Source organism: Allobosea sp. R86505 (assembly GCF_042466375.1).
GTDB lineage: Bacteria > Pseudomonadota > Alphaproteobacteria > Rhizobiales > Beijerinckiaceae > Allobosea.
Window position 1 is genome coordinate 237,509 of record NZ_JAXHPY010000001.1, and the last position, 26,734, is coordinate 264,242.

At 61.2% G+C, this 26,734-nt stretch carries 23 protein-coding genes and 5 pseudogenes; 8 read left to right on the forward strand and 20 right to left on the reverse strand.

All coding sequences use genetic code 11. The features are described from left to right. Window positions 1-68: 68 nt before the first annotated feature. Window positions 69-2,258 carry a hypothetical protein gene (locus tag SJY11_RS01090; RefSeq protein WP_376984635.1) on the reverse strand — a complete coding sequence of 730 codons (2,190 nt, stop codon included), beginning with the start codon at window positions 2,256-2,258 and terminating at the stop codon, window positions 69-71. A 153-nt stretch (window positions 2,259-2,411) separates the two neighbouring features. Between SJY11_RS01090 and SJY11_RS01095 the strand changes: the two genes are divergently transcribed. Next, the gene (locus SJY11_RS01095; protein WP_376984636.1) at window positions 2,412-3,320 is read left to right on the forward strand and encodes a hypothetical protein; all 909 of its coding nucleotides are present in this window, start codon (window positions 2,412-2,414) and stop codon (window positions 3,318-3,320) included. Between the two features lie 181 nt (window positions 3,321-3,501). Here the strand turns inward: SJY11_RS01095 and SJY11_RS01100 are convergent. Then, a pseudogene (locus tag SJY11_RS01100) lies at window positions 3,502-4,023 on the reverse strand (IS630 family transposase); the annotation flags it as partial. A gap of 64 nt (window positions 4,024-4,087) precedes the next feature. On the opposite strand from SJY11_RS01100, the gene SJY11_RS01105 reads away from it, so the two are divergent. The 7 genes and pseudogenes from SJY11_RS01105 to tnpC form a co-directional block, all read left to right on the forward strand. Continuing rightward, entirely contained in the window at window positions 4,088-5,068 is a 981-nt protein-coding gene (locus SJY11_RS01105; protein WP_376984637.1) for an IS481 family transposase, read from the forward strand. Between the two features lie 35 nt (window positions 5,069-5,103). Beyond that, window positions 5,104-5,547: an IS66-like element accessory protein TnpA gene (tnpA, locus tag SJY11_RS24620; protein ID WP_465247431.1), complete on the forward strand. Its 444-nt coding sequence runs from the start codon at window positions 5,104-5,106 to the stop codon at window positions 5,545-5,547. After that, the gene (gene tnpB, locus SJY11_RS01120) at window positions 5,544-5,900 is read left to right on the forward strand and encodes an IS66 family insertion sequence element accessory protein TnpB (RefSeq protein ID WP_376984638.1); all 357 of its coding nucleotides are present in this window, start codon (window positions 5,544-5,546) and stop codon (window positions 5,898-5,900) included. Before tnpA ends, tnpB begins: the two co-directional genes overlap by 4 nt. A 98-nt stretch (window positions 5,901-5,998) precedes the next feature. Next, window positions 5,999-6,574, forward strand: a pseudogene (locus SJY11_RS01125) (transposase domain-containing protein); the annotation flags it as partial. Between the two features lie 184 nt (window positions 6,575-6,758). Beyond that, window positions 6,759-7,073, forward strand: a pseudogene (locus tag SJY11_RS01130) (helix-turn-helix domain-containing protein); the annotation flags it as partial. Beyond that, window positions 6,965-7,702, forward strand: coding sequence for an IS630 family transposase (locus tag SJY11_RS01135; RefSeq protein ID WP_376989225.1), 738 nt, complete (start codon window positions 6,965-6,967; stop codon window positions 7,700-7,702). The pseudogene SJY11_RS01130 and the gene SJY11_RS01135, both read left to right, overlap by 109 nt. 8 nt (window positions 7,703-7,710) lie before the next feature. Next, a pseudogene (gene tnpC, locus SJY11_RS01140) lies at window positions 7,711-8,643 on the forward strand (IS66 family transposase); the annotation flags it as partial. A gap of 24 nt (window positions 8,644-8,667) precedes the next feature. Here the strand turns inward: tnpC and SJY11_RS01145 are convergent. The 18 genes and pseudogenes from SJY11_RS01145 to SJY11_RS01230 form a co-directional block, all read right to left on the reverse strand. Continuing rightward, window positions 8,668-8,820 (reverse strand): hypothetical protein, encoded by a 153-nt coding sequence (locus tag SJY11_RS01145; protein ID WP_376989414.1) that lies wholly within the window; start codon window positions 8,818-8,820, stop codon window positions 8,668-8,670. A 429-nt stretch (window positions 8,821-9,249) separates the two neighbouring features. Next, window positions 9,250-9,784: pseudogene (locus tag SJY11_RS01150) on the reverse strand (helix-turn-helix domain-containing protein); the annotation flags it as partial. Between the two features lie 181 nt (window positions 9,785-9,965). Continuing rightward, window positions 9,966-11,462, reverse strand: coding sequence for an ABC transporter ATP-binding protein (locus tag SJY11_RS01155; protein WP_376984639.1), 1,497 nt, complete (start codon window positions 11,460-11,462; stop codon window positions 9,966-9,968). A 15-nt stretch (window positions 11,463-11,477) separates the two neighbouring features. Further along, window positions 11,478-12,335, reverse strand: a complete 858-nt coding sequence (locus tag SJY11_RS01160; RefSeq protein ID WP_376984640.1) for an ABC transporter permease — start codon at window positions 12,333-12,335, stop codon at window positions 11,478-11,480. Next, window positions 12,332-13,792, reverse strand: coding sequence for a hypothetical protein (locus SJY11_RS01165; RefSeq protein ID WP_376984641.1), 1,461 nt, complete (start codon window positions 13,790-13,792; stop codon window positions 12,332-12,334). The genes SJY11_RS01160 and SJY11_RS01165 overlap by 4 nt, the downstream gene beginning before the upstream one ends. Then, window positions 13,789-16,509, reverse strand: a complete 2,721-nt coding sequence (locus tag SJY11_RS01170) for a putative sugar O-methyltransferase (RefSeq protein ID WP_376984642.1) — start codon at window positions 16,507-16,509, stop codon at window positions 13,789-13,791. The genes SJY11_RS01165 and SJY11_RS01170 overlap by 4 nt, the downstream gene beginning before the upstream one ends. Then, the gene (rfbC, locus tag SJY11_RS01175) at window positions 16,509-17,072 is read right to left on the reverse strand and encodes a dTDP-4-dehydrorhamnose 3,5-epimerase (RefSeq protein ID WP_376984643.1); all 564 of its coding nucleotides are present in this window, start codon (window positions 17,070-17,072) and stop codon (window positions 16,509-16,511) included. The genes SJY11_RS01170 and rfbC overlap by 1 nt, the downstream gene beginning before the upstream one ends. A 21-nt stretch (window positions 17,073-17,093) precedes the next feature. Continuing rightward, entirely contained in the window at window positions 17,094-17,858 is a 765-nt protein-coding gene (locus SJY11_RS01180; protein WP_376984645.1) for a cephalosporin hydroxylase family protein, read from the reverse strand. Window positions 17,859-17,906: 48 nt separating this feature from the next. Beyond that, window positions 17,907-18,818, reverse strand: coding sequence for an NAD-dependent epimerase/dehydratase family protein (locus SJY11_RS01185; RefSeq protein ID WP_376984647.1), 912 nt, complete (start codon window positions 18,816-18,818; stop codon window positions 17,907-17,909). A gap of 9 nt (window positions 18,819-18,827) precedes the next feature. Further along, a complete protein-coding gene (locus tag SJY11_RS01190) occupies window positions 18,828-20,060 on the reverse strand; it encodes a class I SAM-dependent methyltransferase (protein ID WP_376984648.1) in 1,233 nt (410 codons plus the stop codon). A gap of 14 nt (window positions 20,061-20,074) precedes the next feature. Beyond that, complete coding sequence (gene rfbF, locus SJY11_RS01195) at window positions 20,075-20,848, reverse strand: glucose-1-phosphate cytidylyltransferase (RefSeq protein WP_376984649.1); 774 nt, start codon at window positions 20,846-20,848, stop codon at window positions 20,075-20,077. After that, on the reverse strand, window positions 20,845-21,930 hold the full coding sequence (rfbG, locus tag SJY11_RS01200) for a CDP-glucose 4,6-dehydratase (RefSeq protein WP_376984650.1): 1,086 nt from the start codon (window positions 21,928-21,930) through the stop codon (window positions 20,845-20,847). Before rfbG ends, rfbF begins: the two co-directional genes overlap by 4 nt. 103 nt (window positions 21,931-22,033) lie before the next feature. Beyond that, window positions 22,034-22,633: a hypothetical protein gene (locus tag SJY11_RS01205; protein WP_376984651.1), complete on the reverse strand. Its 600-nt coding sequence runs from the start codon at window positions 22,631-22,633 to the stop codon at window positions 22,034-22,036. Then, window positions 22,620-23,144, reverse strand: a complete 525-nt coding sequence (locus tag SJY11_RS01210) for a glycosyltransferase family 2 protein (protein ID WP_376984652.1) — start codon at window positions 23,142-23,144, stop codon at window positions 22,620-22,622. Before SJY11_RS01210 ends, SJY11_RS01205 begins: the two co-directional genes overlap by 14 nt. Further along, window positions 23,090-23,953 carry a sugar nucleotide-binding protein gene (locus SJY11_RS01215; RefSeq protein ID WP_376984653.1) on the reverse strand — a complete coding sequence of 288 codons (864 nt, stop codon included), beginning with the start codon at window positions 23,951-23,953 and terminating at the stop codon, window positions 23,090-23,092. The genes SJY11_RS01210 and SJY11_RS01215 overlap by 55 nt, the downstream gene beginning before the upstream one ends. A gap of 20 nt (window positions 23,954-23,973) precedes the next feature. Continuing rightward, complete coding sequence (locus SJY11_RS01220) at window positions 23,974-24,894, reverse strand: transketolase family protein (protein ID WP_376984654.1); 921 nt, start codon at window positions 24,892-24,894, stop codon at window positions 23,974-23,976. Beyond that, the gene (locus SJY11_RS01225) at window positions 24,891-25,727 is read right to left on the reverse strand and encodes a transketolase (RefSeq protein ID WP_376984655.1); all 837 of its coding nucleotides are present in this window, start codon (window positions 25,725-25,727) and stop codon (window positions 24,891-24,893) included. The genes SJY11_RS01220 and SJY11_RS01225 overlap by 4 nt, the downstream gene beginning before the upstream one ends. 7 nt (window positions 25,728-25,734) lie before the next feature. Continuing rightward, window positions 25,735-26,727 (reverse strand): GDP-mannose 4,6-dehydratase, encoded by a 993-nt coding sequence (locus SJY11_RS01230; protein WP_376984656.1) that lies wholly within the window; start codon window positions 26,725-26,727, stop codon window positions 25,735-25,737. Window positions 26,728-26,734: the final 7 nt, after the last annotated feature.

Genomic DNA, 26,734 nt, shown 5'->3' on the forward strand with positions numbered 1-26,734 from the left:
TAGGGCATTTGACGACGGACAAATCGGATCGCTTCTCAAAAGACACCACCGCGCGAACAACCACTGTCTCAATCTCCTCGCACTGAACGAACGTCAAACCTATTCATATCGTCGATATCACGCAACCGGCAGGCGCTGGCCCAGAGCGGGCCGTATTTAAATTCGATCGATGCTTCTAATTCATGCGAAAACAAAATACCAAGTTGTAAAAGATTCGCTCTTACTATTCTAGCGTCAGATATATTCGCAATTTTCCAGCAATGGCTGTACTGTACCGGCAGGATAATGATTGAATCACCTTCAGATTTTGCCTTTACCGAAAACCCTCGAGATGTATAATTTAAATACTCCAGGTTTCCAGACCGTAGCTCCAATCGCCGACTGTCAATCTCGTTGTTATCAAACATGACAACATCCCGTCGCGGATCAAAATTTTTGCTTTCCATAATTCTCAGCCCGGACCGGAAATCATTCGCTGGTAGCTTTACAACGGGTGAGTAGTTCCCCAAATTTGGATCGGGTAGGTCAATTACGTACAAATTCGTATTGTCTTTCACTCGGATTCGTACCGAAGATTTTTCTGAAAACTCTTCATTGTCCGTAATAACGTGCTTTACGCCCCACAACTGCATCATCTTCAGATTCGGATGCGTCAGTGTTAGCACGCCCCTTACCTGCACATCATTTTTACGCGCTAAGAAATGCGTCAATACACCATAATACTGAGGCGATATTGTAGAACTATACTGCATTAGTGTCGGTATGCGGAACTTCCAAAGTCCAAGCATGCGATGATCATTACCTGTATTGCTCCATGTATTATAGTCAAATTGATGAAGTGACATCCATGACACGGATTCCGATGATTCAACGCCGGTGATAGTCGTAGCGAAGCCACGGAAACGCTGACCCGGAAAAATCGAAATACTTTGAGCTATGTAATCTGTTATGTCAGTTGAATTGATAGGCGAAAACCCTCGACAATTTGTACTATTAGAAATTAAATAACCCCCAATATTATTCAACGTAACAAATAAAGGAATCACCGTACTAATGCTATACAATCTAAATTTAAACATAATTGTGAAATTTGCACTATCTTGTAAATGTTTAATAGTAAACTGCCTAAATAAATATCTCACCGATTGAGTAATGAAGAAAGACGCGAATAGAACAATAAATGGCCAAATACCGGACTCGAAATATACTGGTGACACAGACATATTTTCGGAGTAATAAACAACCATGACAGAGCTTAACATCACAAACAGCGGCAGAAAAACCGAATGTGTCACAGATAATGCAAATGGGATATAGTAGTTTCGCCTATAAATGGCAAGGGTAGACCCCGCAATGCTCAGTACAATTGCGAACTTTCCGGCAGATTGATACCAATATGTCGATGCATAAATTAGCTCTTCTCGCGGCTGCTTCATTTCAGAAGAAAAGTATGAATAGGCATTATATTTGTATATTGTGTAAATATAGATCGCAGATCCAGAAAATGCCAGAGCGGCAACTATCAATAAAACGGACATCCATCGATACTTAAACCCCGAATTTTTTCGGAAATCAAACATTGCCGCTGAACAATAAACGATTATTGCAAGCGCTGGTAGGACCACAAAAGTTGGGGCAGAAAGAATACTTATTAAAACACAGACCGTCGGAACAAATAATAAAAAAACTCGATAAAGACCGCTACTGTGCCCTAATGACCATATGCACCCTACTGTGATCATCGCGAAACCAATTAACTGCGAATGATCAGGAACAATACTGAACAATGCATAAAAATACGACGCTTCACCATAAACGACTGGCAACATTGCTGTCGGCAACACGAATGAAGCGAGATAACATGTTGCCCAATCGAACCGTAATGAACGACCCAAGAACTGGGTCGATAGCATTAGAAAGGCCGAATGAATTGTATAGTAAATCGAGTTCGACGCGTTATCCAAGCTCAAAATCCGCCGAGCCCAGTCTGACACTAAATACTCAACATAGATCGGAAAATAAGTATCAAAACTGCCGTCAAATGGAGAAGCACCAGCCTGTTTGAATAACTCTCTATTCTGTAACTGTATTGATTTTTGGACGGTCCATATGTTGCCGTCCATTCCCCAATATAGGCACGCATCATTATAATTAAAACTGAAATAAAAGATTGCTATATAGGTTATGTTTATTAGAAAAAAAACATCGAATTTGCTCTGACGCCACGATTTTTTCTGACTTAACATTTGTAAATTCATCTAAGGCACCCGACAAGCATGATAATCGTTCTATATGGCAGCCGCGGACTTTGTCAACAAATTCTATTGCGAGGTTTGAGAGATTGACGTAAAATTTAGACTGAGTCGGTTTTTTTGGATGGTGGTCGATGCATATGCGACGTCTCTTGGTAAATGACGCGTCGCTTCGAGCTAGCCGCACTGGGGCAAACTGTGGCTGATTGCCCTCCCCTAGTCGGCACGCTGTCGCGAGCTATCAATAAGTCGCCGTCGTTCGAGTTGAACGACGGATGGAGCGAAGGATATAATGTTGCGACGAGTAGTGGCGGAGGTGCGACCGTCGGCCCGGGCAGAGATCATGCCACCGTATTTGCTCAGACGGTTGGCGTGTTTGGCGGTCGCCAGTATGGAATAGCAGCTTGCGCCTCGAGTATTAATGAAACGAACTCCGTCGCTTCGGTACAAGTAAATTGGTATAGCAGTTCAGGGCTGTACTTGGGTACTTCGTCGGCAATAAAAAAAGTAGGATTTTCCAAAACCCCATTGTTTTCTCATGTAACTGCCCCGAGTGATGCATCTTCGGGCGTGTTATACGTAGTACCTGGAGACAATAAATCAGTCGTCAATTATCAGTATGTGTATATTTATGAGCTGGGACCGCTTGTCGATTTCAACCATTACCTTTTATTTGGCGCGCCGGCTCGTGATGTGTCTTGGTTGGCTGGTGGATTCGTCGTTATTCTCGTGCTATTTTACTTTTTGACAAAGATGTTTTCCGAGCGGATTCGGAGCGGTAAATCACGAATAATTGCTTTCTGTCGCTGCGGCTATAGTAACTTTTCTATTTTATTTTGCAGTGCAGCTGAGTCTCTTCGACGGCACGCTAATTATCGCCGTTCTAAGTTGTTTTATTTTGTTATAGTTCTACTAGCAATGGCTCTTTTGATTTTCCGAGCCTCCTTTTTTTTCATTCCTTATAGTATCAATCATCGTATTATAGCTGAACTTATAGTATTTTTCATTTCATCATATGTTTTGTTGCTGGCCGCCGTTAAAGCTAGATTGAATGACGATCATCGTTAAAGTAAGCCACGTTTGACGTCGCTGACCTCGGATCCTTCGGACAAGCCCGTTCTGTGGCACCGCGTTTTGCTTGCGGCAATTCGCTTGTGTCCCATCGTCCATTCCGTTGCGCTTCGCCAGCGCCCTATGACCCGCTAGACTATGCTGTACGGTTCAATCGACTGCCTCATACCAACGGCCCTCATTCCTGACCGACATGCGCCCATTCGCGCCTCCCGATGGATGTGATGGTGCTGGGCTGATCAACGAGATGGTTCCAGGCGTCGCAAGCGGCGTCGATGATGTCGTCGTAGGTGTCGAAGACGCGGTTTGAGAGCCAGTTGGCGCGCAGATACTGCCAGATGTTCTTGACCGGGTTCAGTTCGGGCGAGCGCGAGGGCAGAAAAATCAGCGAGATGTTTTTCGGCACGACGAGCCTGGCGGTCGTGTGCCATCCGGCGCGGTCGAGCAGCAGGGCGGCATGGCCGCCTTTCGCGACCGTCCTGGCGATCGCGTCGAGATGGGCCTGCATGGCGTGGGTATCGGCGAAGGGCATGGCAAGCGCCGCGCCGACGCCCCGCGCGGGGCAGATCGCCCCGAGCAGATAGGCGCTCTCGTAGCGCTGATCGGCGGGCTGCCTCGGCCTCGTTCCGAGCCTGGCCCATTGCCGGACCAAGCCATTCTTCTGGCCGATACGAGCTTCGTCCTGGAACCAGAGTTCGATCGTCTAGATGTTTGATCCCGGGATTTGATGGTGCATTATTTTCGCCGGCAGCGAGGGATGCGCTATGGGCCAGGTTCTTCACGGGAGCGCCACAACGACTGAGGCTGTCCGTCGAGCGATACAGCATAGTCAAGAGAGCCTGAGGACGCTGGCGAAGCGCCACGGGATCAACCAGAAGACGGTGGCGAAGTGGCGCAAGCGAACCTCGGTCGCCGACCAACGGACCGGTCCGAAGGAGCCGAAGTCGACGGTGCTGACAATTGAGGAAGAGGCGGTGATCGTCGCCTTCCGACGGCACACGCTGCTGCCTCTCGACGATTGCCTCTACGCTCTACAGGCGACGATCCCGCGTCTGACGCGCTCGTCCTTGCACCGCTGTCTGCAACGCCATGGCATTGGCCGGCTCCCCGACGTCGATAGCGAGAAGGTCGCGAAGAAGAAGTTCAAGGCCTACCCGATCGGCTTCTTCCACATCGACATCGCTGAGGTGCAGACGGCGGAAGGCAGGCTCTATCTTTTGGTGGCGATCGACCGCACGTCTAAGTTCGCCTTGGTCGAGCTGCACAAGAAGGCGACCCGGCGCGTCGCCGGCGACTTCCTGCGCCACCTGGTCGAAGCCGTTCCCTACAAGGTCCATATCGTGCTGACGGACAATGGCACGCACTTCACCGAGCCAACCGGCGACGGCTGGACGCCTGCCGACATCAAGGCGATGCGGGCCGAGGGCGTGCTGTTCCGCTGCCATTCCTTTGAGGCCGCCTGCGCCGACCTCGACATCGAGCATCGGCTGACGAAGCCCGCGCACCCCTGGACGAATGGGCAAGTCGAGAGGATGAACCGCACCATCAAAGAGGCGACAGTCAGGCGCTACCACTACGACGACCATGCCCAACTCGAACGCCATCTCGCCGACTTCATCGCAGCCTACAACTTCGGGCGGCGGCTGAAGACCCTAAAAGGCCTCACACCTTATGAGTTCATCTGCAAGCGCTGGGCTGCTGAACGTAAGCGATGTCCCGCTGGCACCTTTGCGGGCGCGGTCTGAGTGCCGATCTTTGAAGCCCCTGAGGGCTTCGACACATGACGATTTCAGAGCTTACGCTTAAATCCAGCGACGACGATCCGGTTCGGCGGTTCGAGGTCTTCACCGGGACCGGGCGCCGACGCGATTGGTCGGACGACGACAAGGCAAGGATCGTGGCGGAGAGCTACGAGCCGGGCGCGACGGTGAGCGCGATTGCCCGCCGCCATGCCTTATCTCCGCAGCAGCTTTTCGGCTGGCGGCGTCTTTTGCGGCGAGCACCAGAGCCGGCATCATCGCCCATGTTCGTACCCGCGGTGGTCGATGCAGTTCGTTGCGAACCCGAGACCATGAGGCCGCCGGCCACGCGTCGTCGTCGCACTGTCGCCAGGCCGAGCGGCGGTATCGAGATCGAGATTGACGGCGTCGTGGTGCGTGTCGGAACCGGTGCGAGCCCGAAGACGATCGCCGCGGTACTATCCGCCCTGAAGGGCGGCTCGTGATCGGCCCGACCGGCGCGGTCCGCGTCATGATCGCGACAAAGCCGGTCGACTTCCGCAAGGGCGCGGAGGGCCTGGCCGCGCTGGTGCGCGAGAGCATGGGCGCCGATCCGTTTTCCGGCGCGGTCTATGTGTTCCGGGCGCGGCGCGCCGACCGGATCAAGCTGGTGTACTTCGATGGAACGGGCGTCTGCCTGTTCTCGAAGAGGCTGGAAGACGGCAAGTTCCAGTGGCCGACCATCGCCGACGGCGTCGTGCGGCTGACAGCGGCGCAGCTTCAGGCGTTGCTCGAAGGCCTCGACTGGCGGCGCGTGCATGAACGGCGCGAGACACGGGTCCCCGTCGCGGCAAGTTGATCGTTCCAGACTGGCAAGCCACTGTAATCCATGATTGAATCGGCTTCGTGAACAACGCGGCCAACCCACTGACCAGCGATCCGATCGCGCTTCGGGCGATGCTCGCGGAAGAGCGCGCCGAGAACGAGCGGCTGCGTCAGATCATCAAGGAACTCCAACGCCATCGCTTCGGGCGCCGAGCCGAGAGCCTGCCTATCGATCAGCTGCTGCTCGGCCTCGAGGAGGCCGAGCAGATCGAGGCCGAGGGCCTCGCCGGCGAGGAAGCGGCTGATCCCGCAAAGCATGCCGACCGGGCCAGGAAGCGTCGCGCCAACCGTGGAGCGCTGCCCGCACACCTGCCGCGGGTCGAGCAGATCATCGACGTCCAGGACAAGACCTGCCCATGCTGCCGGGGCGAGCTGCATTCGATGGGCGAGGATGTCTCCGAGCGTCTCGATATCGTCCCTGCGCAGTTCCGCGTGATCGTGACCCGTCGGCCGAAATACGCCTGCCGGACCTGCGAGGAGGTCGTGGTCCAGGCGCCTGCGCCCGCTAGGCTCGTTGAGGGCGGCATCCCGACGGAGGCAACGGTGGCCCATGTTCTGGTCGCCAAATACGCCGACCACCTGCCGCTTTACCGCCAGGCCCAGATTTACGCCCGGCAGGGCGTAATACCAAGGGCCGCTGAGGCTGACTCACGGGGTCTTTTCGGCGGCTCGTTTCGCTGATTCTATGGGCGCGAGGAGGATTCGCGCCATGGCTGCTGCGGTGAAGCTTCGAACGGACTATTCGGCCGTGGACCTGCGCCGGCTCGCGGCGGGGTCGAGGCACGCCAACCAGAGCCGACGGCTTCTGTCGCTGGCGGCGGTTCTGGACGGGATGGATCGGGAGCAGGCCGCGCGGATCGGCGGGATGGACCGCCAGACGTTGCGCGACTGGGTTCACCGGTTCAACGAAGGCGGCCCCGACGGGCTGAAGGACATTCGCTCCAAGGGACAGCCGCCCAGGCTTTCGGCCGATCAGCTCGCCGCCTTGGCGACCATCGTCGAGACCGGTCCCGACCGGGCCGCCAATGGCGTGGTGCGCTGGCGGCGCATCGATCTGCAGAAGGTTGTCCGCGAGCGCTTCGGCGTCGACTATCACGAGCGCACGATCGGCAAGGTTTTGAAGCAGATCGGCTTCTCCCATATCAGCGCGCGGCCGCACCATCCGGCACAGGACGCGCGCGTGATCGAGGCGTTCAAAAAAACTTCGCGGTGACGCTGGAGGCCCATCTCGCCCATGTGCCGAAGCGCAAGCCGATCGAACTCTGGTTCCAGGACGAAGCCCGTATCGGCCAGAAGAACAGCCTGGTCCGGCAATGGGCCAGGCGCGGAACGAGGCCGCGCCAGCCCGCCGATCAGCGCTACGAGAGCGCCTATCTGTTCGGAGCGATCTGCCCCGCGCGGGGCGTCGGCGCGGCGCTCGCCATGCCCTTCGCCGATACCCACGCCATGCAGGCCCATCTCGACGAGATCGCCAGGACGGTCGCGAAAGGCGCCCATGCCGTCCTGCTGCTCGACCGCGCCGGATGGCACACGACCGCCAGGCTCGTCGTGCCGAAAAACATCTCGCTGATTTTCCTGCCCTCGCGCTCGCCCGAACTGAACCCGGTCGAGAACATCTGGCAGTATCTGCGCGCGAACTGGCTCTCAAACCGCGTCTTCGACACCTACGACGACATCATCGAGGCCGCCTGCGACGCGTGGAACCGCCTCGTCGATCAGCCCAGCACCATCACATCCATCGGGAGGCGCGAATGGGCGCATATCGGTCAGGAATGAGGGCCGTTGGTATAAATCTGGACCGCTCAACCCTGGCTGACTGGGTCGGTAAGGCGGCCTTCCTCCTACGGCCGGTCCATGAGCGCTTGTTCGACCGGCTGAAGGCGTCGACCAAGCTCTTCGCCGACGAGACCACGGCGCCGGTGCTCGATCCCGGCCGAGGCCGGACCAAGACCGGCCAGCTCTTTGCCTATGCCCGTGACGAACGGCCCTGGGGCGGCGCCGACCCGGCTGGCGTGGCCTATCTCTATGCGTCCGACCGCAAGGCCGAGCAGCCGATCCGGCATCTTCAAGGCTTCGCCGGCGTGCTGCAGGTCGACGGCTACGCCGGCTACAAGGCGCTGGCCGAGAGGAATGCCGTGAGCCTGGCCTTCTGCTGGTCACACGTCCGGCGCAAGTTCTACGATCTCGCGCAAAGTGGCCCCGCCCCAATCGCCACGGAAGCGCTCGCGCGCATCGCGACGCTCTATCAGGTCGAGGCTGACATCCGAGGCTGCTCGGCCGAGGAACGCTGTGCCGCCCGCCAAGCCAGGAGCCGCCCCATCGTCGCGGCGCTGGAGCCGTGGCTGCACGCCAAGCTTCTCCTCGTCAGCCAGAAGAGCAAGCTTGCCGAGGCCATCCGCTACGCGCTCTCGCGCTGGGCGGGCCTCAGCCGCTTCCTCGACGACGGCCGCGTCGAAATCGACTCCAACGTCGTCGAGCGCGCCATCCGACCGATCGCTTTGAACCGCAAGAACGCGCTCTTTGCCGGATCCGATGGCGGCGCCGAGCACTGGGCCGTCGTCGCCTCGCTCGTGGAAACCTGCAAACTCAACGACGTCGATCCGCAAGCCTACCTCGTCGACGTCATCACCCGTATCGTCGCCGGCCACCCGCAAAGCAAGATCGACGACCTGCTGCCCTGGGCCTACGCACCGCAGCAGCTCAAAGCCGTGGCCTGAGAACACCGCTTACGGTCGGGCCGATCACGCGCCGCCCTTCAGCGCGCCGATCACCGCGGCAATCGTCTTGGGGCTCGCACCGGTTCCGACACGCACCACGACGCCGTCAATCTCGATCTCGATCCCGCCGCTTGGCCTGGCGACAGTGCGACGACGACGCGTGGCCGGCGGCCTCATGGTCTCGGGTTCGCAACGAACTGCATCGACCACCGCGGGTACGAACATGGGCGATGATGCCGGCTCTGGTGCTCGCCGCAAAAGACGCCGCCAGCCGAAAAGCTGCTGCGGAGACAAGGCATGGCGGCGCGCAATCGCGCTCACCGTCGCGCCCGGCTCGTAGCTCTCGCCACGATCCTTGCCTTGTCGTCGTCCGACCAATCGCGTCGGCGCCCGGTCCCGGTGAAGACCTCGAACCGCCGAACCGGATCGTCGTCGCTGGATTTAAGCGTAAGCTCTGAAATCGTCATGTGTCGAAGCCCTCAGGGGCTTCAAAGATCGGCACTCAGACCGCGCCCGCAAAGGTGCCAGCGGGACATCGCTTACTGCTGAACCTCATCGCTTCAGGCTAAACCCGCTCCACCAGATGCCGGGACTAAACATCTAGCGCCTCGGCAAATGGGCGATATGGGCCTCCAGCGTCACTGCGAAGTTTTTTTGAACGCCTCGATCACGCGCGCGTCCTGCGCCGGATCGTGCGGCCGTGCGATGGATATGGGAGAAGCGATCTGCTTCAAAACCTTGCCGATCGTGCGCTCGTGATAGTCGACGCCGAAGCGCTCGCGGACAACCTTCTGCAGGCCAATGCGCCGCCAGCGCACCACGCCATTGGCGGCCCGGTCGGGACCAGTCTCGACGATCGTTGCCAAGGCGGCGAGCTGATCGATCGAAAGCCTGGGCGGATGCCCCCTCGAGCGAATGTCCTTCAATCCGTCGGGGCCGCCTTCGTTGAACCGGTGAACCCAGTCGCGCAACGTCTGGCGGTCCATCCCGCCGACTCGCGCGGCCTGCTCCGGTCCATCCCGTCCAGAACCGCCGCCAGCGACAAAAGCCGTCGGCTCTGGTTGGCGTGCCTCAACCCCGCCGCGAGCCGGCGCAGGTCCACGGCCGAATAGTCCGTTCGAAGCTTCACCGCAGCAGCCATGGCGCGAATCCTCCTCGCGCCCATGGAATCAGCGAAACGAGCCGCCGAAAACACCCACGTGAGTCAGCCTCAGCGCCCGTTGGTATCAGTCGCCCGTGGCGCTCTCTTGAACAATCGAGCCAACAGTTGACCCCTCGTTGGAAGCCAAAGTGGTTGACATTCAAGCCGCTAAATCAACAATTCAGTCAACCCGAGCGAGCGAAACGCGTTCCATCGGAACGCCGACCAAGCCGTGGCGAGCACCCGACGTGACGGAACGGAACACCATAGCCGTGTCCACGCAATGCAGCATGGCGTTGTCGCTCTCGGCCCCGTCGGCGACGGCAGCCCTCACAGCGTAAACGCCGACGGGCAGCAGCGGCATCTGAAACTCGAAGCTTGCATCAACGCTTGAATCCGACGCCACCACCAACGGGTTGTCGAGTGTCGCCAGGTAGGTGTTGTCGGCGAAAAGAGTCTGGCCCAGTCGGTCGCGGACCTGGAATCCGACAATCGGTGAGGTCAGTCGCCGTTGCGCCTTCACTGTGATCCGCAGCCTAACCGCATCGCCCCCGATCACCCAGGAGAGCCGGTCGCCCTCGCTGTCCTCGAGCGCAACCTCCTCGATCCGGGCTCCGCCGACGCCGGTTCCCGCGTCCATGGTGAGTTCGGGGATTTCGATGTCGTTGCGCCATTTGCTGCCGTTGATCACCTCGACGCGCGCATCCCGGATGCGGCGCGTCGGCCGCGCATTGGTGGCTTCGGCAAGCGCTGGCTGAGCCATCGACCGCTCCCGCTCGCTGCCCTCCGTATGGTCAGCTCGCGCCTCCGCCGCCTCATCCGCGGCCTCCTGGACGGCCTTGGCCTGCCTCTCGAGGTAGTCTTTCGATCGGGCGAGCGAATGGCTCCCTAGATAAGCCTCGGCGACGTCCTTGGCCGAGCCCACCATCTTGAGATCGCCGTGGTCGAGCCAGGCGGCCTTCTGACAGAGCGAGATGACGTCGTTCGTGGAGTGGGAGACGAACAGGAAAGTCCCGCGCTTGAGAAAACCGCGGATGAAGTCCATGCATTTCTGGACGAAAAAGGCATCGCCAACGGCCAGCGCCTCGTCGGTGATGATGATATCCGCCTCGGTGTGCGCGACGATCGCAAACCCCAGACGCGCGACCATGCCGCTCGAATAGGTCTTCACCGGCTGGTCGATGAACCCCCCGATATCGGCGAAGTCGATGATCGAGGTCAGCTTCGCCTCGACGTCGCGGCGCGTCATGCCCAGCACGGCAGCCTTGAGGAAGATGTTCTCCCGCCCGGTGAAATCGCCATGCAACCCCGACGAGTAGTCGAGAATGGCGACGCGACCATCCACCTCGATCCGGCCGCTGGACGGGCGCAGATTGCCGGATATCATCTTAAGCAGGGTCGATTTGCCGCTGCCGTTGACTCCCAGAAATCCCCAGCTCTCGCCCTTCCTGATGTCGAGGGAGAGCGGGCGCAGGGCCGAGAACTCACGGTAGATCGATGCCACCTTGCGGTCGATCCGTTGAGCGAGGCCCGAATTCCCGGGGATAACGCTCTTGGCCATTTCGAGCATGACATGATTGAGGCGCGCACCAGGCGATGACCAAAGCCCATAGACCTTCGATACGTCCTGAACCCGGACGGCGATCTCGTCCTGCTCGCCTTTGCCTGCTTCCGACACCTGTCAGCCCAATCTCTACATCACGTCGGAAAAAGCTGACTTGCTGCGCATGAAGAACGCATAGCCGGCCACGGCGATCGCGACACTGAGCGCCAGCGCCAGAGCCATAACAGTGAAGGACGGCACCTTGCCGAACAGCATGGCGCCTCGTGCCTGGTCGATGATGAGCGCGAGCGGATTGAGCTTGAATATGATCTGCAGCCGCGGAGGCAGCGATTCGATCGGAAAGAAGACGCCGCTGAGGAACATCAGGACCATGCTCAGTGGAGACGTCACCGAAGGCACATCCCGGATGAACACCGACAGCGCCGACAGGAACCAGGATATGCCAAGCGCGATCAGCCCGATGCACAGGATGTGGACGATCAGAAACACCGACGTCCAATGCATGAACCCGTGCAGGACGACAAAGCCGATCTGACACAGTGCGAGGCCGATCAGCAGGTTCATCATCATGATCGTGACGCTGCCGACGGCCAGCGTCTCGACCGGAAAGGCAATGCTCTTCACATAGCTCGCATTCGACATCAGCAGGCTCGGCGACTGTGTCAGCGCCGCAGCGATGCATTGGTAGAAACTCAGGCCGACGAAGAGGGCCAGCGCGAACTCGGCCGGTGTTTCCTCGGCCTTACCGGTAAAGCGCCCGTTGAAAATATATCCGAAGACAAAGGTGAAGAGCGCCAGCAGAATCAGCGGGCTCAGGATGGTCCAGGCGGCGCCGAGAAAGGTGCTGCGATAGGTTGCGGTAAAATCACGCTGGGCCAGCGTCCAAGTCAACTCCCTGTAGCGCCACAGATCACGAACGACACGGATCGGCGACAGCAGGTTGGCATAAACCGGCCGGGAGTCCGGCGTGTAGACAAACCGTGTCATCGGCGTCTGTACCCCAACACCATATCCTTGATCCGACGGCCGATGCTGTGGATCGCGGTTCCACGAAGCGAATCCGGCAGGATGTTCCCATCCATTAACCGCACTAGGCGACGCTTGAGGCGATCCTTGGCCAATCGCTGCGGCGGCGGCACCGCTCCCTTCGACAGGGCGGCGAGTTCAGCAAACCGACCTGGCAGGCGCGGAAAATTGTCGGCGACGCGCTGAGCCGTGGCCCGAGCCTGGCCATCCTGCCCCTGGGTGGCAGCCTCGAAGCCTGCCTGCACACGCGGCCAGACCAGAAAGGCCGTCTCCTGATCGGCATAGGTGTCGTCGATGAAAAACCGGCTCGTCGATGCGTGCGGCACGAGAAGGGCCGCGCGGTCACGCTCGAAAGCGCGGACATCGACAACGGTCTTGCGCTGAAGCGCAGGCGCGGCGTTGCGCGGCGGAAGCGCAAGACCACGCTCCAGCAGGGACTGAAGCAGTGCCCGGCTCTCGCGCTCATAGACAAGGACCTGGTTCGGTGCGGCGAAGGGCAGCCGTTCCGCCCCATTGGGAATCGCGTAGGCGTTGCAGGATTCCGGATTCATATGCGTGATGAAATAGGGAACCTCGGAGAAATTGGCCATCGCCGCAAAACCGCTCGACGTGCCGATGAAAAGGTCCGAGCGGAGCATCAGGGTCAGTTCATGACCGAGGCCGAGCCCAAGCGCCCGCAGGCTGGTCACATTGGGGCGTCGCAGCAGTTCGAGCGGCTTTTCCTGGAGCCGCCCCATGACCACGAACTGCACTTGCGGGTGGCTCGTTTCCGCGAGCCGCACGAACTCGAACCATTCGAGGAAGTCGGAATCGCGGGAATAGGTGTGGTCCCCGGCGAGCCCGTTGTCGAGCCGCCGCAGGCGCGGATGAATGACCACGACCCGTTTTCCGGCGAGCGGGCCCGCGAGCAGCCCCTCGACGTCGGGCGCGCATCCCCGGCTCTCGACGAGCAGAGGGATACGGCCATGATCCTCATGATAGGCATTCAGCCGAGCATGCGAATAGATGTATTTGATGAAGTAGCTGTTGAGAGCGTCGGCATTGTCCCGCTGCCCCAGAACACTCTCGTAATCCTCCAGCACCTCGCCGTTGACGGCGTCGCCGGCCGCGACCTCCCTCAGCCGGGTCAGCATCTCGTCGCGCGACGCGTAGAGGTGGATGTTCCCCAAAAGCGGATGCGTACCGAAGGCGCCGAAGAGCTCGTTGAAAAACAACGCGCAATTTTCGGAGGTTACGAGGCCGCGCTGATAGATGCTCGACGGGTGGTTCGGATCGATGCAGATATAGGCATCGACGACCCGGCGGCCAGCCGCAAGGCAACGCAGCGCCGTCTGCACGTTCCACGTCAGCGCATCACCGAGCGCGTAGGGCAGCAGCTCGAAATCGTAGATGCCGCAGTATCGCGTGGCCTTACTCATCGGCTTCTCGTCTCGTAGAGCGATTCGAAAAAGGCATCATTCGTGACGCAGGGACGCGAGAAAACCTTCCGCCAGCTCGATCGGACCGGATAATCGGCCTCGGTCAGGGCCAGACTGTCGAATGGATTCTTTGATTCGACCCACTGCTTGGAGAAAAACGCCCCGCGCGTGGTCCGATCGATCTCGTTGAAGTAATACTCGATTTGGTCCTTGGTCATTTCGCCGAAGGACGAGATGTTGATCGCAAGATCCAGATAGTCCGCAGGCAGCATCGCCAGCTGGTGGGGCAGAAGGAAGACCAGCGAAGCCGCCTCAATCTCCGCCCTCACCTCGTCGAAGCTGCCGAAATCGCGCACGCGAAACGCCTCCCGTTGCGGCAAAACGGAGGTAAGGTACCGCTGGGAAAGATAGAGCGAAGGCGGAATGTCCACCATGACGATCTTGAGATGGGGGTGCGACCGCGCCAGCATATAGGCGTTGCGCCCATACCCGCCACCGATCTCGGCGACGCGCCGAACCGACGAAAAGTCAACGCCCTGCCCGATCGAATACATCTCGATCGCCGAGTTGGCGAGATCCTGCGAGATGCGCGCCCCGTTGACTGAGAGTGAAACCGGGGAACCCTCCTCCGGCTCTTCGACCTTGTCGAGCACGCCGAGCGCGTCAATCGAGAGCGCATGTTCCCAGAGCAGGAGCATCAGATAGCGGAAGTGCGTCTGAGGCTTGATCTCGAAATCCGGATCATCCGGCAATTGCTCGGCGAGCGCCCAGAGCTCTCCCGCCCGCGGCTGGCCGATCAAAGCCTCCAGCGTAGCGATCTGAGGATCGCCCGCCTGCACCGCAAAGGTGAAGTAGTTGAGCGCGATCGTGCGCTTAAAGCGCCGGTAGCCATCGGCCAGGAGCTGGTCGAGGTTCTTGCGGTTCAGCAGACTCCAGGCCGAGGAGGTGCCCCCAGGCGAACCAGCGCCGCGGCGGCTGGCCTCGACGAACAAGCGTGTCATCCGCAGAAGCTCGGCGAAGCTGCTCGCGCGCTCCTTGTCGTTCGAAATCTCCGGCCAGTTCAGGAGACCGGCGATTTCGTCCACCTGGAGGCCGCCGAGTTGGAGTTCCTGCCGCAGATCGGCCATCCGCGCCTGAAGAGCCCGGTTTTCTTCCAATGTCGCGTGGTATTTGACCGCCATCTGGTCGCGATCGAAGACACGGCTGGAGGCTTTCCGACGTAGCTCATCAGCGGCAGTGTCTAGCCGATCGATCAGTCGGTCGCGCATGCCGGCTTCGACGGAGACCTTCGGGGCAGGAGCGCCCAGCAGTGCAAGCAACCGTTCCGTAGCCTCCACAAGCGCCTTGCGCTCCGCCTTTTCGGCATCAAGCTGGTTGCGCAAGCGTGCATTCCTGGCCTCGATCCAGTCTCCGCGGTTGGCCTCCTGGGCTTTCTCGAGCACCGTCGCAATGCGCCGACCGAGCACGGGCAGCCTCTTGGTGGCACGCATCCAGACCGGCACGCGAATGTCGCTGACCGGCCTTTCCCGCAACATGGCTTCGTAGAATCGATCGAGCCGCGCGCTCTGCGGGCTGAGGTCGAGCCGGCGCGCGGTCGACGCCACGCGTTCGGCGAGGTCTCCGTCGGATTTGAGCGTCAGCAGCCGCTCGCGGAACCCGGGCTGCTGCAGCCCGCCGAGATCGACGCCGATGCCGTAGTGATCGAGCAAACGATAGTTGAACCCCACCTCGCGGTTGATGATCACCGGCAGGCGCGCATCGAGATAATCCGCGATACGGCCAGAATAGCAACTCTGCATGTAGTTCTCGGTGAGGAAACCGAGCTTCTGCCCCAGCGCTTCGCATCCCCCTGCCACAATGCCGAAATCATATTGCGGCAATTCGCGCGCCAGTTCCTCGACCGGAAGGCTGTCGTGGAGATGCACATAGGGCGTTTCCCGCTCGAGCGCGAGAAAGTCAGCGAAATCCTTGTCCGGGTCGAAACGGAACGAGGAACCCGGCGCGTCCCGATAGAACCAGTGAGGGTAGATGTGAAAATGGATCTTCTGCTCGGCCAGCATCCGCGCCATCTTGAGATAGGCGCTGTCCAGCATCCCCTGCGTCTCGAGCGTGAAGGTACCGACCGAAACGACGCTCACCTCTGCGGGGTCGCCCTTCGGCTTGGCGCCGGCCGCAGCAGGGCCGTCGATCCAAGGATATTCCGGAAACATCAGGATGTTCGAGGGAAGGTTATAGCGGTCCAGCCGCTGGGCGACCTTCGGCTGCAGATCGCGACAGACGAGGCCGTCCGCTAGATCAAGGCATTCGCGCGTCGGCTCGAAACGCTCGTGCAGGTAATTGAACAGCGAGGGGCAGAAGATGTCGTTGAGATCGACGACGACGAGCGATGGCTTGTCGCGGCAGAACCGCAGGATGCCCTCGTCCACCGCGCCGGAGAAGACATGACATAGGCGCGGCTCGAGGATCTTCGCGACGCGGTGCATTGCCGCCTCGTCGGGCAGCTTGATCGCGAGATCGAAGAAGTTCGAAGGGTCGAAGGGCGTGGTCTGCCTGTAGAGCAGCACGATCTTCCAGCCATGGCTGCGCAGCCCCGAAGCCATCTTGATCTCGCGCGGCCGCAAGAGGGGCGTCACGAAGACGACCGTCTTCGGGTTTCGCCCAATGAGCCGGTTGGCGCGGTCGATCTTGAGGATCGTGGCGGGGTGCAACATCGACATCAGACTGTTCCGATCCGCCATTCGGTCGTGAGTGCGGCCAGGAAGGGCAGGTTCAGATCCCGATCCGAGATGGTCCGGCCATCGGCCTCAGGCCATTCAATGGCGAGGTCCGGATCATCCCAGCGGACCCCGCAGGCATGGTCCGGCGCATGCCGGACACTGATGTGATAGAGCAATTCGGCGTCGTCCGTGAGCGTCTGGTATCCGTGCGCAAAGCCTGCCGGAATATAAAAAGACCGGCGATTCTCTGACGAGAGCTCGATCGCCCGATACGCACCGAAGGTCGGCGAGTCCGGCCGCAGATCAACCGCGACGTCCAGCACCGCTCCACGGATGCACTGCACCATCTTGACCTCGGCATGGGGCTGCCTCTGCATGTGAAGGCCCCGTAACGTCCCACGACGGCGATTGAAGGACAGGCTCCACTCCGGATAATCGGCCACGAGCCCGGCACCGACCATTTCGTCCCGGCTGAAGCAGCGCGCGAAGAAGCCCCGGACATCCGTGATGGGCTCGGGCGTCAGGAGGTAAAGCCCGACCGGCGTGAGTGCCTCTATCTTCAAACGCTCCGCCCCGGATCGCTGTCAGGAAACGCGCTTCAGCCAGGCGTTCGGCCAGGCCGTGACCCAGCGATCGAGATCGCTTTCATTAAAGGGCATCAGCGGCTCTTCGACGACGAAATCTGGGCGGCGCGCGGCAAAGTCGACGGCGGCACGGGACGGGTTGTCCTGATCCCAGCCCGGCTGGCCACGCGGCGTATCGTACACCATCTCCATGATCCCGTCGGTCGCCACGATATAGGAACCGGGCGTCACGAGCGAGGCATAGGCGTCCAGTTCTGAGGTGACATGGGCATAGGAGTGGTTGGAATCGAGGATGACCATGACAACGTCGCCGGGCCGGATCGCTGCAGCGGCCTGGGCAACGATTGCCGGCGCAACCGAGTCGCCTTCCACCAGCGTGATCATGCCGGCGAGTTCATGCGCTTCGATCGCATTGCGGTTATGTGGCCGGATCTCGATGTCGACACCGACGACCCTGCCACCGTCCTTGCCCATCGCCTTGAGCAGAGAGGCCGAATAAATCAGCGAACCGCCATGGGCCACACCGGTCTCGATGATCACGTCGGGCTTCAGCCGATAGATCGCCTCCTGCAGGCGGATCATGTCGTCGGGATGTTGAATAACCGGCCGGCCCATCCACGAAAAGGTGTATGAGTACTTCTGGTTCCAGCTCGTCTTCAGCCAAAGCTGCGCCAGCAGGTCGAAAGCTTCGCGACCGTAAAGATCGAGGGCGCTCCCGTCATCCTTCTGCACGGTCTTGGCATTCGTGTCGATGATCAGGCGCATCAGCGGCAGAGCTTTCGTTTGGTCAGGGAATGCGGGCGGCGCCGCTTTTCATTGGTGGCCTTGTAAGCTGCTTTGCAGCACCGTATCAAGCCCGTGCAACAGCGAAGTCTGCGGGGTCCAGCCCAACGTCTCCCGAACCTTGGTCGGGTCTGCCACCAGTCGCGACGGTTCATTCACGGGTGTCGGCCGCTCGCCGAAACGCAGCAGATCCCTTCGACCGAGCCGATCGGCGACATGATCGATCGCAACCTGCAGGGTTGTTGCCTGTCCGCTCGCCACATTGAATGCGCCGTTTGCCTGAGACATCAGCATTCTGACAAGCAGGTCGGCGGCATCTGCGGCGTAGATGAAGTCGCGCTCGAGGCTGCCATCCCCCAGTGACATGGGCCGCCCGGCCCTGAGCTCGCACATCAGGCTCGGTAGCAGCCGCCCTGTTGTGTCACCCGGCCCATAGGGCAGAAAAATGCGCCCCCAGGCGGCCTGGAATGAACCGGCAGCCTCGAACACCTGCGCAGCAGCCCAGCAAGCGGCCTTCGCTTTCCCATACAACGTGGCCGGCCTGATCGGCGTCCGGTCTTCGGCATAGGGTTCAGTGCCCGTCCAGTCGTATTCCGCGCAGGTGCCGACCCCGACGAAGCGCTGGCCGGAGGCTGCCGCAAAGGCGGCCATCAGATCGACGCTTGCCCGGAGCCAGGCAAGATTGGACGGATCGCTCCAGAACCGCCCCGGTACCGCGAACCAGGCGTTGTGAAGCAGATGCGTCGGCCTGATCTCGGCCATCAGTCGCGATGCGAGGCCCGGCTCGAGAAGATCACCGCGATGCCAGGTCAGACGCTCATGCGTCCGCCCCGTCCCCGTGCGAGCGACGGCATGGACCCGCACTTCCGGTTCGCGCAGGAGGCGGTACAGCAGATGGGAGCCGAGGAAACCAGACGGCCCCGTGAGCATGACCGTGGGCACGGCTCAACCTCAGATGATCTCGACGGCAGGCACCGGGAGAATGAAGCGCCCACCGCCCTCCCGATAGGCCTGCTGTTGCGCCAGGATTTCCTCGGCGAAGTTCCAGGTCAGGAGAACGGCATAGTCGGGCTTCCGCTCGACGAGCGCGGCAGGCTCAAGGATCGGCAGATGGTTGCCCGGCGTGAACAGGCCCTGCTTCAGCGTCGAGCGATCGACGATGAAGTCCAGCAAGGTGGCGTCGATGCCGAAGGCGTTCATCAGCGTGCTGCCCTTGGCGGAGGCGCCATAGCCCGCAATGCTGCGTCCATCGGCTTTCAGCCGCTGCAAGAGACCAACCAGATCCTGCTTCAGCGCCCCTACCTTCTCGGCAAAGCTCTCATAGAAGGCGAAGTCGCACATGCCCTCCTTCGCCTCGCGTTCCAACATGTCGGCAACCCGCGGTGACGGGGCCGCCGCACCCTGATGGCCGATGAACATTCTGAGCGATCCGCCGTGGATCTCAACCTCCTCGACATCGACGAGGCGCATCCCACAGCGCTCAACCATGCGATGGACAGCCGTCAGACTGAAGTAGCTGAAATGCTCGTGGTAGATCGTGTCGAATTCGAGCTTGCGGATCAGCGTCCCCAGATAGGGCGCCTCGATGACTACGACGCCCTCGGGCTTCAGGACGGCCTTCAGCCCCCGGACGAAGTCACTGGGGTCGGGCACATGTGCGAAAACGTTATGGGCATGGACCACATCGGCCAGACGCCCCTCGGCCGCCAGACGCAGCCCGAGTTCTGAGCTGAAAAATTCAACCAGCGTCGGGATCCCCTTGTCGCGAACAGCCATCGCCGCAATGTTCTCGGCCGGCTCGACGCCCTGAACCGGAATGCCGTTCTGCTTGTAGTACTGCAGCAGATAGCCGTCATTGCTCGCGATCTCGACGACGAGGGATTCGCCTCTAAGGGAGCGTTCGCCAATCATCCGCTCCACGAGGGTGCGGGCATGGCGCAGCATCGTCTCGGAGAAGGACGAGGCATAGAGATAGTGCTTGAACAGACGATCGGGGATGACGGTCTCACCGATCTGGACCAGGGTGCATTCTGGGCAAAAGAACAGCGCCAGCGGAAACCGATCCTCCTCTCCCGCCGCGACCTCCTCGGCCGTCAGCAGCGAGTTGGCCAGTGGCACCTTGCCAAGATCGAGGACGGGCTTCAGGTCGGTGCAACCGCAGGCGCGGCAGCGATGCGAGGTCATGGCAGACAATCCGGTCATTTGTCCCACAGCTTCCAGGGTGCGCGGCCCGTCTCCCAGAGACCCTCGAGCGTCTGGCGGTCGCGCACGGTGTCCATGCACTGCCAGAAACCCTCATGACGATGGGCGACGAGACGACGGTCGGCGGCAAGCCGCTCCAGCAGATCGACCTCGAGCACATCCTCGTCCGACTTCAGATAGGTCATCACGCCCGGCTCCATCACCATGAAGCCGCCGTTGATCCAGCCCTCGTCCGTCTGACGCTTCTCGGCAAACCCGGTCACGTGGTCATCCTCAAAGGCGATACCTCCGAAACGGGCCGGCGGGCGCACCGCTGTCACGGTCGCGAGGCCGCCGCGCTGGCGGTGAAGAGCGATGAGCGCCGGAACGTCGACGTCGGACACGCCGTCGCCATAGGTGAGCATGAAGGGCTCATCGCCCAGCAGATGGGCGAGTCGGCGCAGGCGTCCGCCCGTCAGGGTCTTCAGCCCCGTATCGACCAGATGAACCGTCCAGTCCTCGTGGCTGCGGCGGGTCTGGGTCACGCTGTTGCGGCGCAGATCGACGGTCAGATCGCCTGCCAGTTCGCCGTAGTGCAGGAAATAATCCTTGATGACGTCGCCCTTGTAGCCGAGCGCCACCACGAACTCGTTGAAACCCCAATGGGCGTAGGTCTTCATGATGTGCCAGAGGATCGGCGCACCACCGACCTGAACCATCGGCTTGGGTGTCAACACCGTCTCTTCGGAAAGCCTTGTGCCGAAGCCGCCAGCCAGAATGACAACCTTCATGCCGACAATGTCTCCCCTTGAGCCGCGATCAGGGCGGCGTAGCGCTCGATCTGGCCGACCGTGCGGCCGCGCATATCCGCTCCGGCCATATGGTCGCGATACCATTCCGCAGTCCAGCGGATCGTCGCGTCGAAATCCAGGCGCGCGCGCCAGCCGAGCTGCAGCGCCGCCAGAGCGGGATCCAACATCAACAGCGCCGCCTCGCGCGGATGATCCCCGTTGGCCTGAATCCAGCCGGGCTTTCCGTCGAACTCGTCCCCGAAACGTTCGACGACGTCTGCCACCGTGTACGATTGCGCCGGATCCGGCGCGAAATTCAGCGCATCGGGGGCCGCCTCGGGCGCTTCGACCAGTTTCTCCGCGAGGGCGAGATAACCCGAAAGCGGCTCGAGCACATGCAGCCAGGGACGGACCGAACGCGGATAGCGCAGGCAGATCGGCGCCTTTGCCCCCAAGGCACGGACGAGATCGGGGATCAGCCGATCGGCCGACCAGTCGCCGCCGCCTACGACATTGCCGGCTCGCGCGGAGGCGATGCGCGCCGCCCCGGGCGCGCCGAAGAAGCTCGCCCGATAACTGGCGGTGACGATTTCGGTGCCGGCCTTGGAACTGCTGTAAGGATCATGCCCGCCGAGCGGATCCTCCTCGCGGAAGGCCAGCCCGTGCTCCTTGTTCTCATAGACCTTGTCCGTGGTGACGATCACCGCCGCACGCACGGACGGGCAGGCCCTCACCGCCTCAAGCAGATGCACCGTGCCCATGATATTGGTCGAGAAGGTTTCGACCGGCTGGGCATAGGACAGCCGCACGAGCGGCTGAGCGGCCATGTGGATCACGATCTCCGGCTCGGCCTGCCGCAGAAAGGCAGCGATCGGCCTGCTCTCGCGGATGTCGCCGATATGCTCGCTGGCCAGTGCAGGGCGCAGCAGTTCGTAGGGGCTGCTGATGGCATCAGGAGCGAGAGCAAACCCGCTGACACGGGCTCCCATCCGCTCCAGCCACAGACAGAGCCAAGCGCCCTTGAAGCCGGTGTGCCCAGTCACGACCACGCTGCGACCGCGCCAGAATTCGGGGTTCAGCATAAACCGGATCGCTTAAGTTACTGGCGACGAGGAGAGATCGCTGGCTCATAAGCCCTCGCCACCATCCTGTAAAGGCAAGGCAAATCCGCCCTGGGCGCCACTTTCAGCGGGCGGCCAGACGGCGGCGCATCCACCGGCGCAGGCCGAGCGGCGCCAGGGGGCGCAGCCTGGCCCAGGCCTCGCGCAAGACCAGCACGGAGGCCAGACGGGGGCTGACGAAGCGTCGACCGCGCTCGCTCGCCAGAAGCCAACCGAGCGTGCGCAGCCGCATTTCGGGAATGGTTCCCGCGCGCTTGAAACGGTCGGCGACGTCGGGATAGTCCTGCTCAATGGCGCGCAGGCATGTCTCCAGCAGGCGGCGTTGGCCTTCGGCAGAGCGGACGCCGCGCTCGCCATAGCCCTTGGGATTTACTGTGAAGTGGGCGAGAGCCCGCGGGATGTAGACGGCACCAAGCCGGAACGACGTCACCAGATTCGCCATCCAGTCCGCCTGCCACTCCAGGTCCTTGCGAAAGCCGCCGAGCGCAGCGATGGCCGCGCGACGGTAGACGACCGTGTTCGACGAGATAGTGAAGGAATTGCGCCTGAAGAGCCGCTCCATGTCGTCGGGGTCGAAATAGGTCGGCACCGGCGCGAGGGAGAGGGGGACGCGCTCGACGATTTCGTCCGGCAGAAGCAATCGCGACGGGTCAAGGAAGCTCAAACCAGCCCGCGTATGGTGCTGGAGCGCCTCGAACCGAGACTTGCAGGAACTCCGGCTCGACGACATCATCGGCAGCCGCGAAGGTGACGAACTCGCCGGTCGCCACACTGAGCCCGGTCGCGACACCGGCATTGGGCCCGCCATTGATCTCGTGCCGGAGCAGCCGGACGATGTCGGGCGCCTCGTCCACCAGGGAGGTCGCGATCGCAATGCTGTCGTCCGTCGAACAATCGTCAATGATGATGATCTCGGTCGGCTTCAAGGTTTGGGCGAGGTAAGCCCGAACCGCGCGCGGCAGCACGGTCGCATGATTGAAGTTGGGAATGATGACCGAGACGGTCGGACGATGAAGATTCGGTTGCAACGTTGATTCCGGCACGGGCTCGACGAGATTGAAGGACGGCTGCGCGTTAGACCTTTCTCCGTGCCCGACCATGTCGGTCGCGCATGGCGGCGTTAAGGCAAAGGAAAGACCCGGTCCACGGCCGCCAGAGCGGAGGACGGCCGCCATCGGGAGATGGCCTGGAGGCGCCTGGTGTCGAGACTGGTGTACCGCATGATCTCGTTATCCGGTATTCCGGCAGAAGAAGCACCGACGGCTTCGACAAGGCTCTCGTCGACCGCCAGCCTCTGGGCGAGATGACGTGCGATGGCCGCGTAGGAGACGTCGTCGGCCGCCGAGACCTGATAGCGCCCACTGCCGCCGTCTGCCAGTAGGGCCAGAAGCGCCGCCTCGACGTCGGCGAGCGTAATCGGGGCAACGGTCATGTCGGCGAACGCGCGCACGGACGACCCGGCCTTCAGGGCCGCGACCCAGCCGGTCAGCAGGGCCATGTCCGGCGTCAGAACCTTGGTCAGCCGCAGCACCGCCGTGGCGGGCCCCAGCGCCAGAAATGCCTCCTCGGCCTCGGCCTTCATGCGGCCATAGGCCGATGCGGGCGCCATGGCGTCTTCCGCCTTCCGCAGCGGCGAAAGGCAATCGAACACTGCGCTCGTCGACAGCAGGACGACGCGCGAGCCGGTCCCACGCGCTCGGGCACCGATCTGCGCCGGCATGTCGACATTGACGCGACGCGCGATGTCGGGCCGCTCGCGACAGTCGGCAAAGCGCGCCATCGCGGCGCAGATCAGGATCATGTCGGCCGCCGGCAGCGACGTGGCGGACCACGCTGGATCAGCGAAGTCCGCCAGGATGCGGCCCGGCCGCACCGACTCGGCGCGGCGGGTGGTTTCGGTCACCGCATGACCGAGCGACGTCAGACGGCCAGCCATATGCCGGCCGATGCTGCCATCCGCCCCCAGAATCAGAATATGGGCCACGCCGCGCCGCCCGGACCGCCTCAGCCGAGTCCGAGTGCTTCACTGATCCGGGGCACGGAGAGCCCATGAGCCGCAAGGATGTCGTCATGACTGCCATAGCAGTGAATAAAGGCATCCTGCAGCGTGAAGACATCGACGCTGGCGCTCGCCTTCATCTGCCATGCGAGCTGCTGGACCTGCATGGACAAGCTGCCATTGGGCGCGCATTCCTCGATCACGACGACCTTCTTGAAGCGCGAGAGGATGGCGGCGATGCCGTCGCGGTCGAAGGGCTTTACCGTGTGCATCGAATAGATCGCAGTGCTCTGGCCGCGCTCCTTGAAGCGCTCGGCGACGCCGAAAGCCTGCTTCATGATCGTGCCGTAGGAGATGATCGCGACATCCTCGCCCGGCCGGATCAGACGGACCTTCCCGAACTGCCACGGCTCGGGAGCGTCCTTGGTGAAATCAGGCTCGCCGGCCTTGCCGAGACGCAGATAGACCGGCCCCTGCTCCTGGGTGGCGCACCAGCGGGTCGCCAACTCGACCTCCGCCGGATCGCAGGGGGCGATGACGGACATGTTCGGCAGCGTGCAGGCGATGGCGACATCCTCCTGCGCGTGGTGGGTTGCGCCCAGCGTCGAATAAGTGACGCCGCCGCCGATGCCGACGATCGTCACGGGCAGGTGCTGATAGCAGAGATCGTCGCGCACCATCTCAAACGGGCGATAGAGCGTGAACGTCGCGATCGTGTAGGCGAAGGGCCGCAGCTTGCGCTGCGACATGCCCGCCACCATCCCGATCATGATCTGTTCAGAGACGCCCGTGTTGACGAAACGGCCCGGGAACTCTTCGCGGAACTTCGCAATGGAACCGGCAGGCGAGATGTCGGCCACGACGATGCAGAGTCGGGGATCCTCTTTCCCGAGCTCGTAGAACGTATCGGCGAACCTGTTCCTCATGCCTCGATTTCCTGCAGCGCCTGCTGATATTCGCCCGCGTTCGGTGAGCGATAGTGCCAGATCGGAACGTGCTCCATGTAGGAGACACCCTTACCCTTGATCGTCCTGCAAATCATGAGGAAGGGCTTGCCGCCCTTGCGCCGTCCGATCGCCTCGAACATCGCCTCCTCGTCGTGGCCCTCGACCTCGACAGCCTCCCAGCCGAACGCCTCGGCCTTGGCGACCAGCGGGTAGAAAGCCTTGTGGCCTTCGCTCATCCGCTCGAGCCCCGAGAAGTCGTTGTTGTCCATGAAGGCGACGAGATTATCGAGGCCCAGATTGCCGGCCATCATCATCGCTTCCCAGGTCGAGCCCTCCTGGAACTCGCCGTCGGACAGGACGCAGAAGATCCGGGTGTCGGTCCCCTTCAGCTTCTCCGCATGAGCCTGACCGGTGGCGATGCCGAGCCCGTGACCGAGAGAACCCGTCGAGGCATGGATACCCGGGACACCATAGTCCGGATGGGCGCCGAGGCGCCCGTCCGGCTTGCAGTAGGAGTCGAGGTCCGCGCGAGAGAGCACGCCGCGCTCCTCGAGGATCACATACTGGATCATGCAGCCATGGCCCTTGGACATGATGAACACGTCCTGCGAGCCATCCACCTCCGGGCGCATCAGCTCGTTGTATACGAAATCCGTGATCTCGGTGCAGGAGAAGGCCGGCGCGACATGAAGCGCCGAGACCTGCTGCGAGATCTCGAGAATGCGCCGACGATAGGTCCGGCAGCGGTTCTGTGCAGCCGCCTTGTCGAAGCTGTTGCGCGGCACGGCGGAAGCACCCTGGAGGTCGGTCATCGGCCCATCACCCGCGCAGCACGTAATCGGTCGGCCACTGGCGCAACTCGTCGATGTACTTGTGCCCCCAGGCGACCATCTCGGCGAGGCCTTCATCCCAGCCGATCTCCGGCTCCCAGCCGAGATCCCTCTTGATCTTGCTGGAGTCGAGCCAATAGCGGGAATCCTGGCCGAGGCGATCACCGGTCACGGTGCAGAGCTCCTCGAACGGCATGCCGAGCGCGTTGGCGGTGCGCTCAACCACTTCGCGTATCGAGGTCGGGTCCTTCGGGCCGGCATTGTAGATTTCGCCGAAAGGCGCCTTCTCCGCAACGAGATGGATCGCGCGGCCGAGGTCGCGCGCATGCAGATACGACTTCTCAGCCCGACCGCCACCATGCAGCGGCAGCTTGTTCCCCGTCAGCCCGCACCAGACGGCCTTGGGGATGACGCGATGGAGGAGCTGGCCGGGGCAATAGGCGTTGGACGGCCGGATCACGTTCATCGGGAACTTGAGGAACTTGTGAACCGACTCGAGATACATGTCGAAGGCAACTTTGGAAGCCGCATAGGGGCTCGACGGCTTGATCGGCTCGTCTTCCTTGGTCGCGTGCTCGACGGAACCATACATCTCCGAGGTTCCGATCTGGATGAAGCGCTCGAGCCAGTCGCGCTTCATCAGCTCTTCCGAGAGCTTGGCCAGCGCCATCGAATTCGTCTCGAAGAAGCGCCAGGAGTGCTTCCACGACACCGCGCCCTCGCCCTGCGCGGCAAAATTCACGATGACCTCGGGCTTCTCCTTGTCGAGGAGTTCGAGCAGGAGATCCATCTCATAGGTCAGATGGCGGGCGTGGTAGACATAGCCTTCCCGCTTCTCGATCCCCAGCGAGAAAGGCTCCGGCCGCAGCGGGTTACGGCCGATGCCGATCACCTTCTTCGGGTTGGCATGATCAAGAAGATAGAGCGCGGCATGGATGCCGAAGCTGCCGCCGCCGCCCAGGATGCAGTATGTCTTGCCCATCGGTCTT

Excerpts from the sequence above, each read along its gene's own strand:
- SJY11_RS01105 (WP_376984637.1), top strand. The coding sequence starts at position 4,088 with ATGGGCCAGGTTCTTCACGGGAGCGCCACAACGACTGAGGCTGTCCGT.
- SJY11_RS01220 (WP_376984654.1), bottom strand. The coding sequence starts at position 24,894 with ATGAGGAACAGGTTCGCCGATACGTTCTACGAGCTCGGGAAAGAGGAT.
- SJY11_RS01230 (WP_376984656.1), bottom strand. The coding sequence starts at position 26,727 with ATGGGCAAGACATACTGCATCCTGGGCGGCGGCGGCAGCTTCGGCATC.
- SJY11_RS01180 (WP_376984645.1), bottom strand. The coding sequence starts at position 17,858 with ATGCGCCTGATCATCGACACGAATGCCAAGACCGTGCAGAAGGATGAC.
- SJY11_RS01210 (WP_376984652.1), bottom strand. The coding sequence starts at position 23,144 with ATGGCGGCCGTCCTCCGCTCTGGCGGCCGTGGACCGGGTCTTTCCTTT.
- rfbG (WP_376984650.1), bottom strand. The coding sequence starts at position 21,930 with ATGCTGAACCCCGAATTCTGGCGCGGTCGCAGCGTGGTCGTGACTGGG.
- SJY11_RS01090 (WP_376984635.1), bottom strand. The coding sequence starts at position 2,258 with ATGAATTTACAAATGTTAAGTCAGAAAAAATCGTGGCGTCAGAGCAAA.
- rfbF (WP_376984649.1), bottom strand. The coding sequence starts at position 20,848 with ATGAAGGTTGTCATTCTGGCTGGCGGCTTCGGCACAAGGCTTTCCGAA.
- SJY11_RS01145 (WP_376989414.1), bottom strand. The coding sequence starts at position 8,820 with ATGAGGCCGCCGGCCACGCGTCGTCGTCGCACTGTCGCCAGGCCAAGC.
- SJY11_RS01190 (WP_376984648.1), bottom strand. The coding sequence starts at position 20,060 with ATGACCTCGCATCGCTGCCGCGCCTGCGGTTGCACCGACCTGAAGCCC.
- SJY11_RS01160 (WP_376984640.1), bottom strand. The coding sequence starts at position 12,335 with ATGACACGGTTTGTCTACACGCCGGACTCCCGGCCGGTTTATGCCAAC.
- SJY11_RS01095 (WP_376984636.1), top strand. The coding sequence starts at position 2,412 with ATGACGCGTCGCTTCGAGCTAGCCGCACTGGGGCAAACTGTGGCTGAT.
- SJY11_RS01165 (WP_376984641.1), bottom strand. The coding sequence starts at position 13,792 with ATGAGTAAGGCCACGCGATACTGCGGCATCTACGATTTCGAGCTGCTG.
- SJY11_RS01225 (WP_376984655.1), bottom strand. The coding sequence starts at position 25,727 with ATGACCGACCTCCAGGGTGCTTCCGCCGTGCCGCGCAACAGCTTCGAC.
- SJY11_RS01170 (WP_376984642.1), bottom strand. The coding sequence starts at position 16,509 with ATGTCGATGTTGCACCCCGCCACGATCCTCAAGATCGACCGCGCCAAC.
- tnpA (WP_465247431.1), top strand. The coding sequence starts at position 5,104 with ATGACGATTTCAGAGCTTACGCTTAAATCCAGCGACGACGATCCGGTT.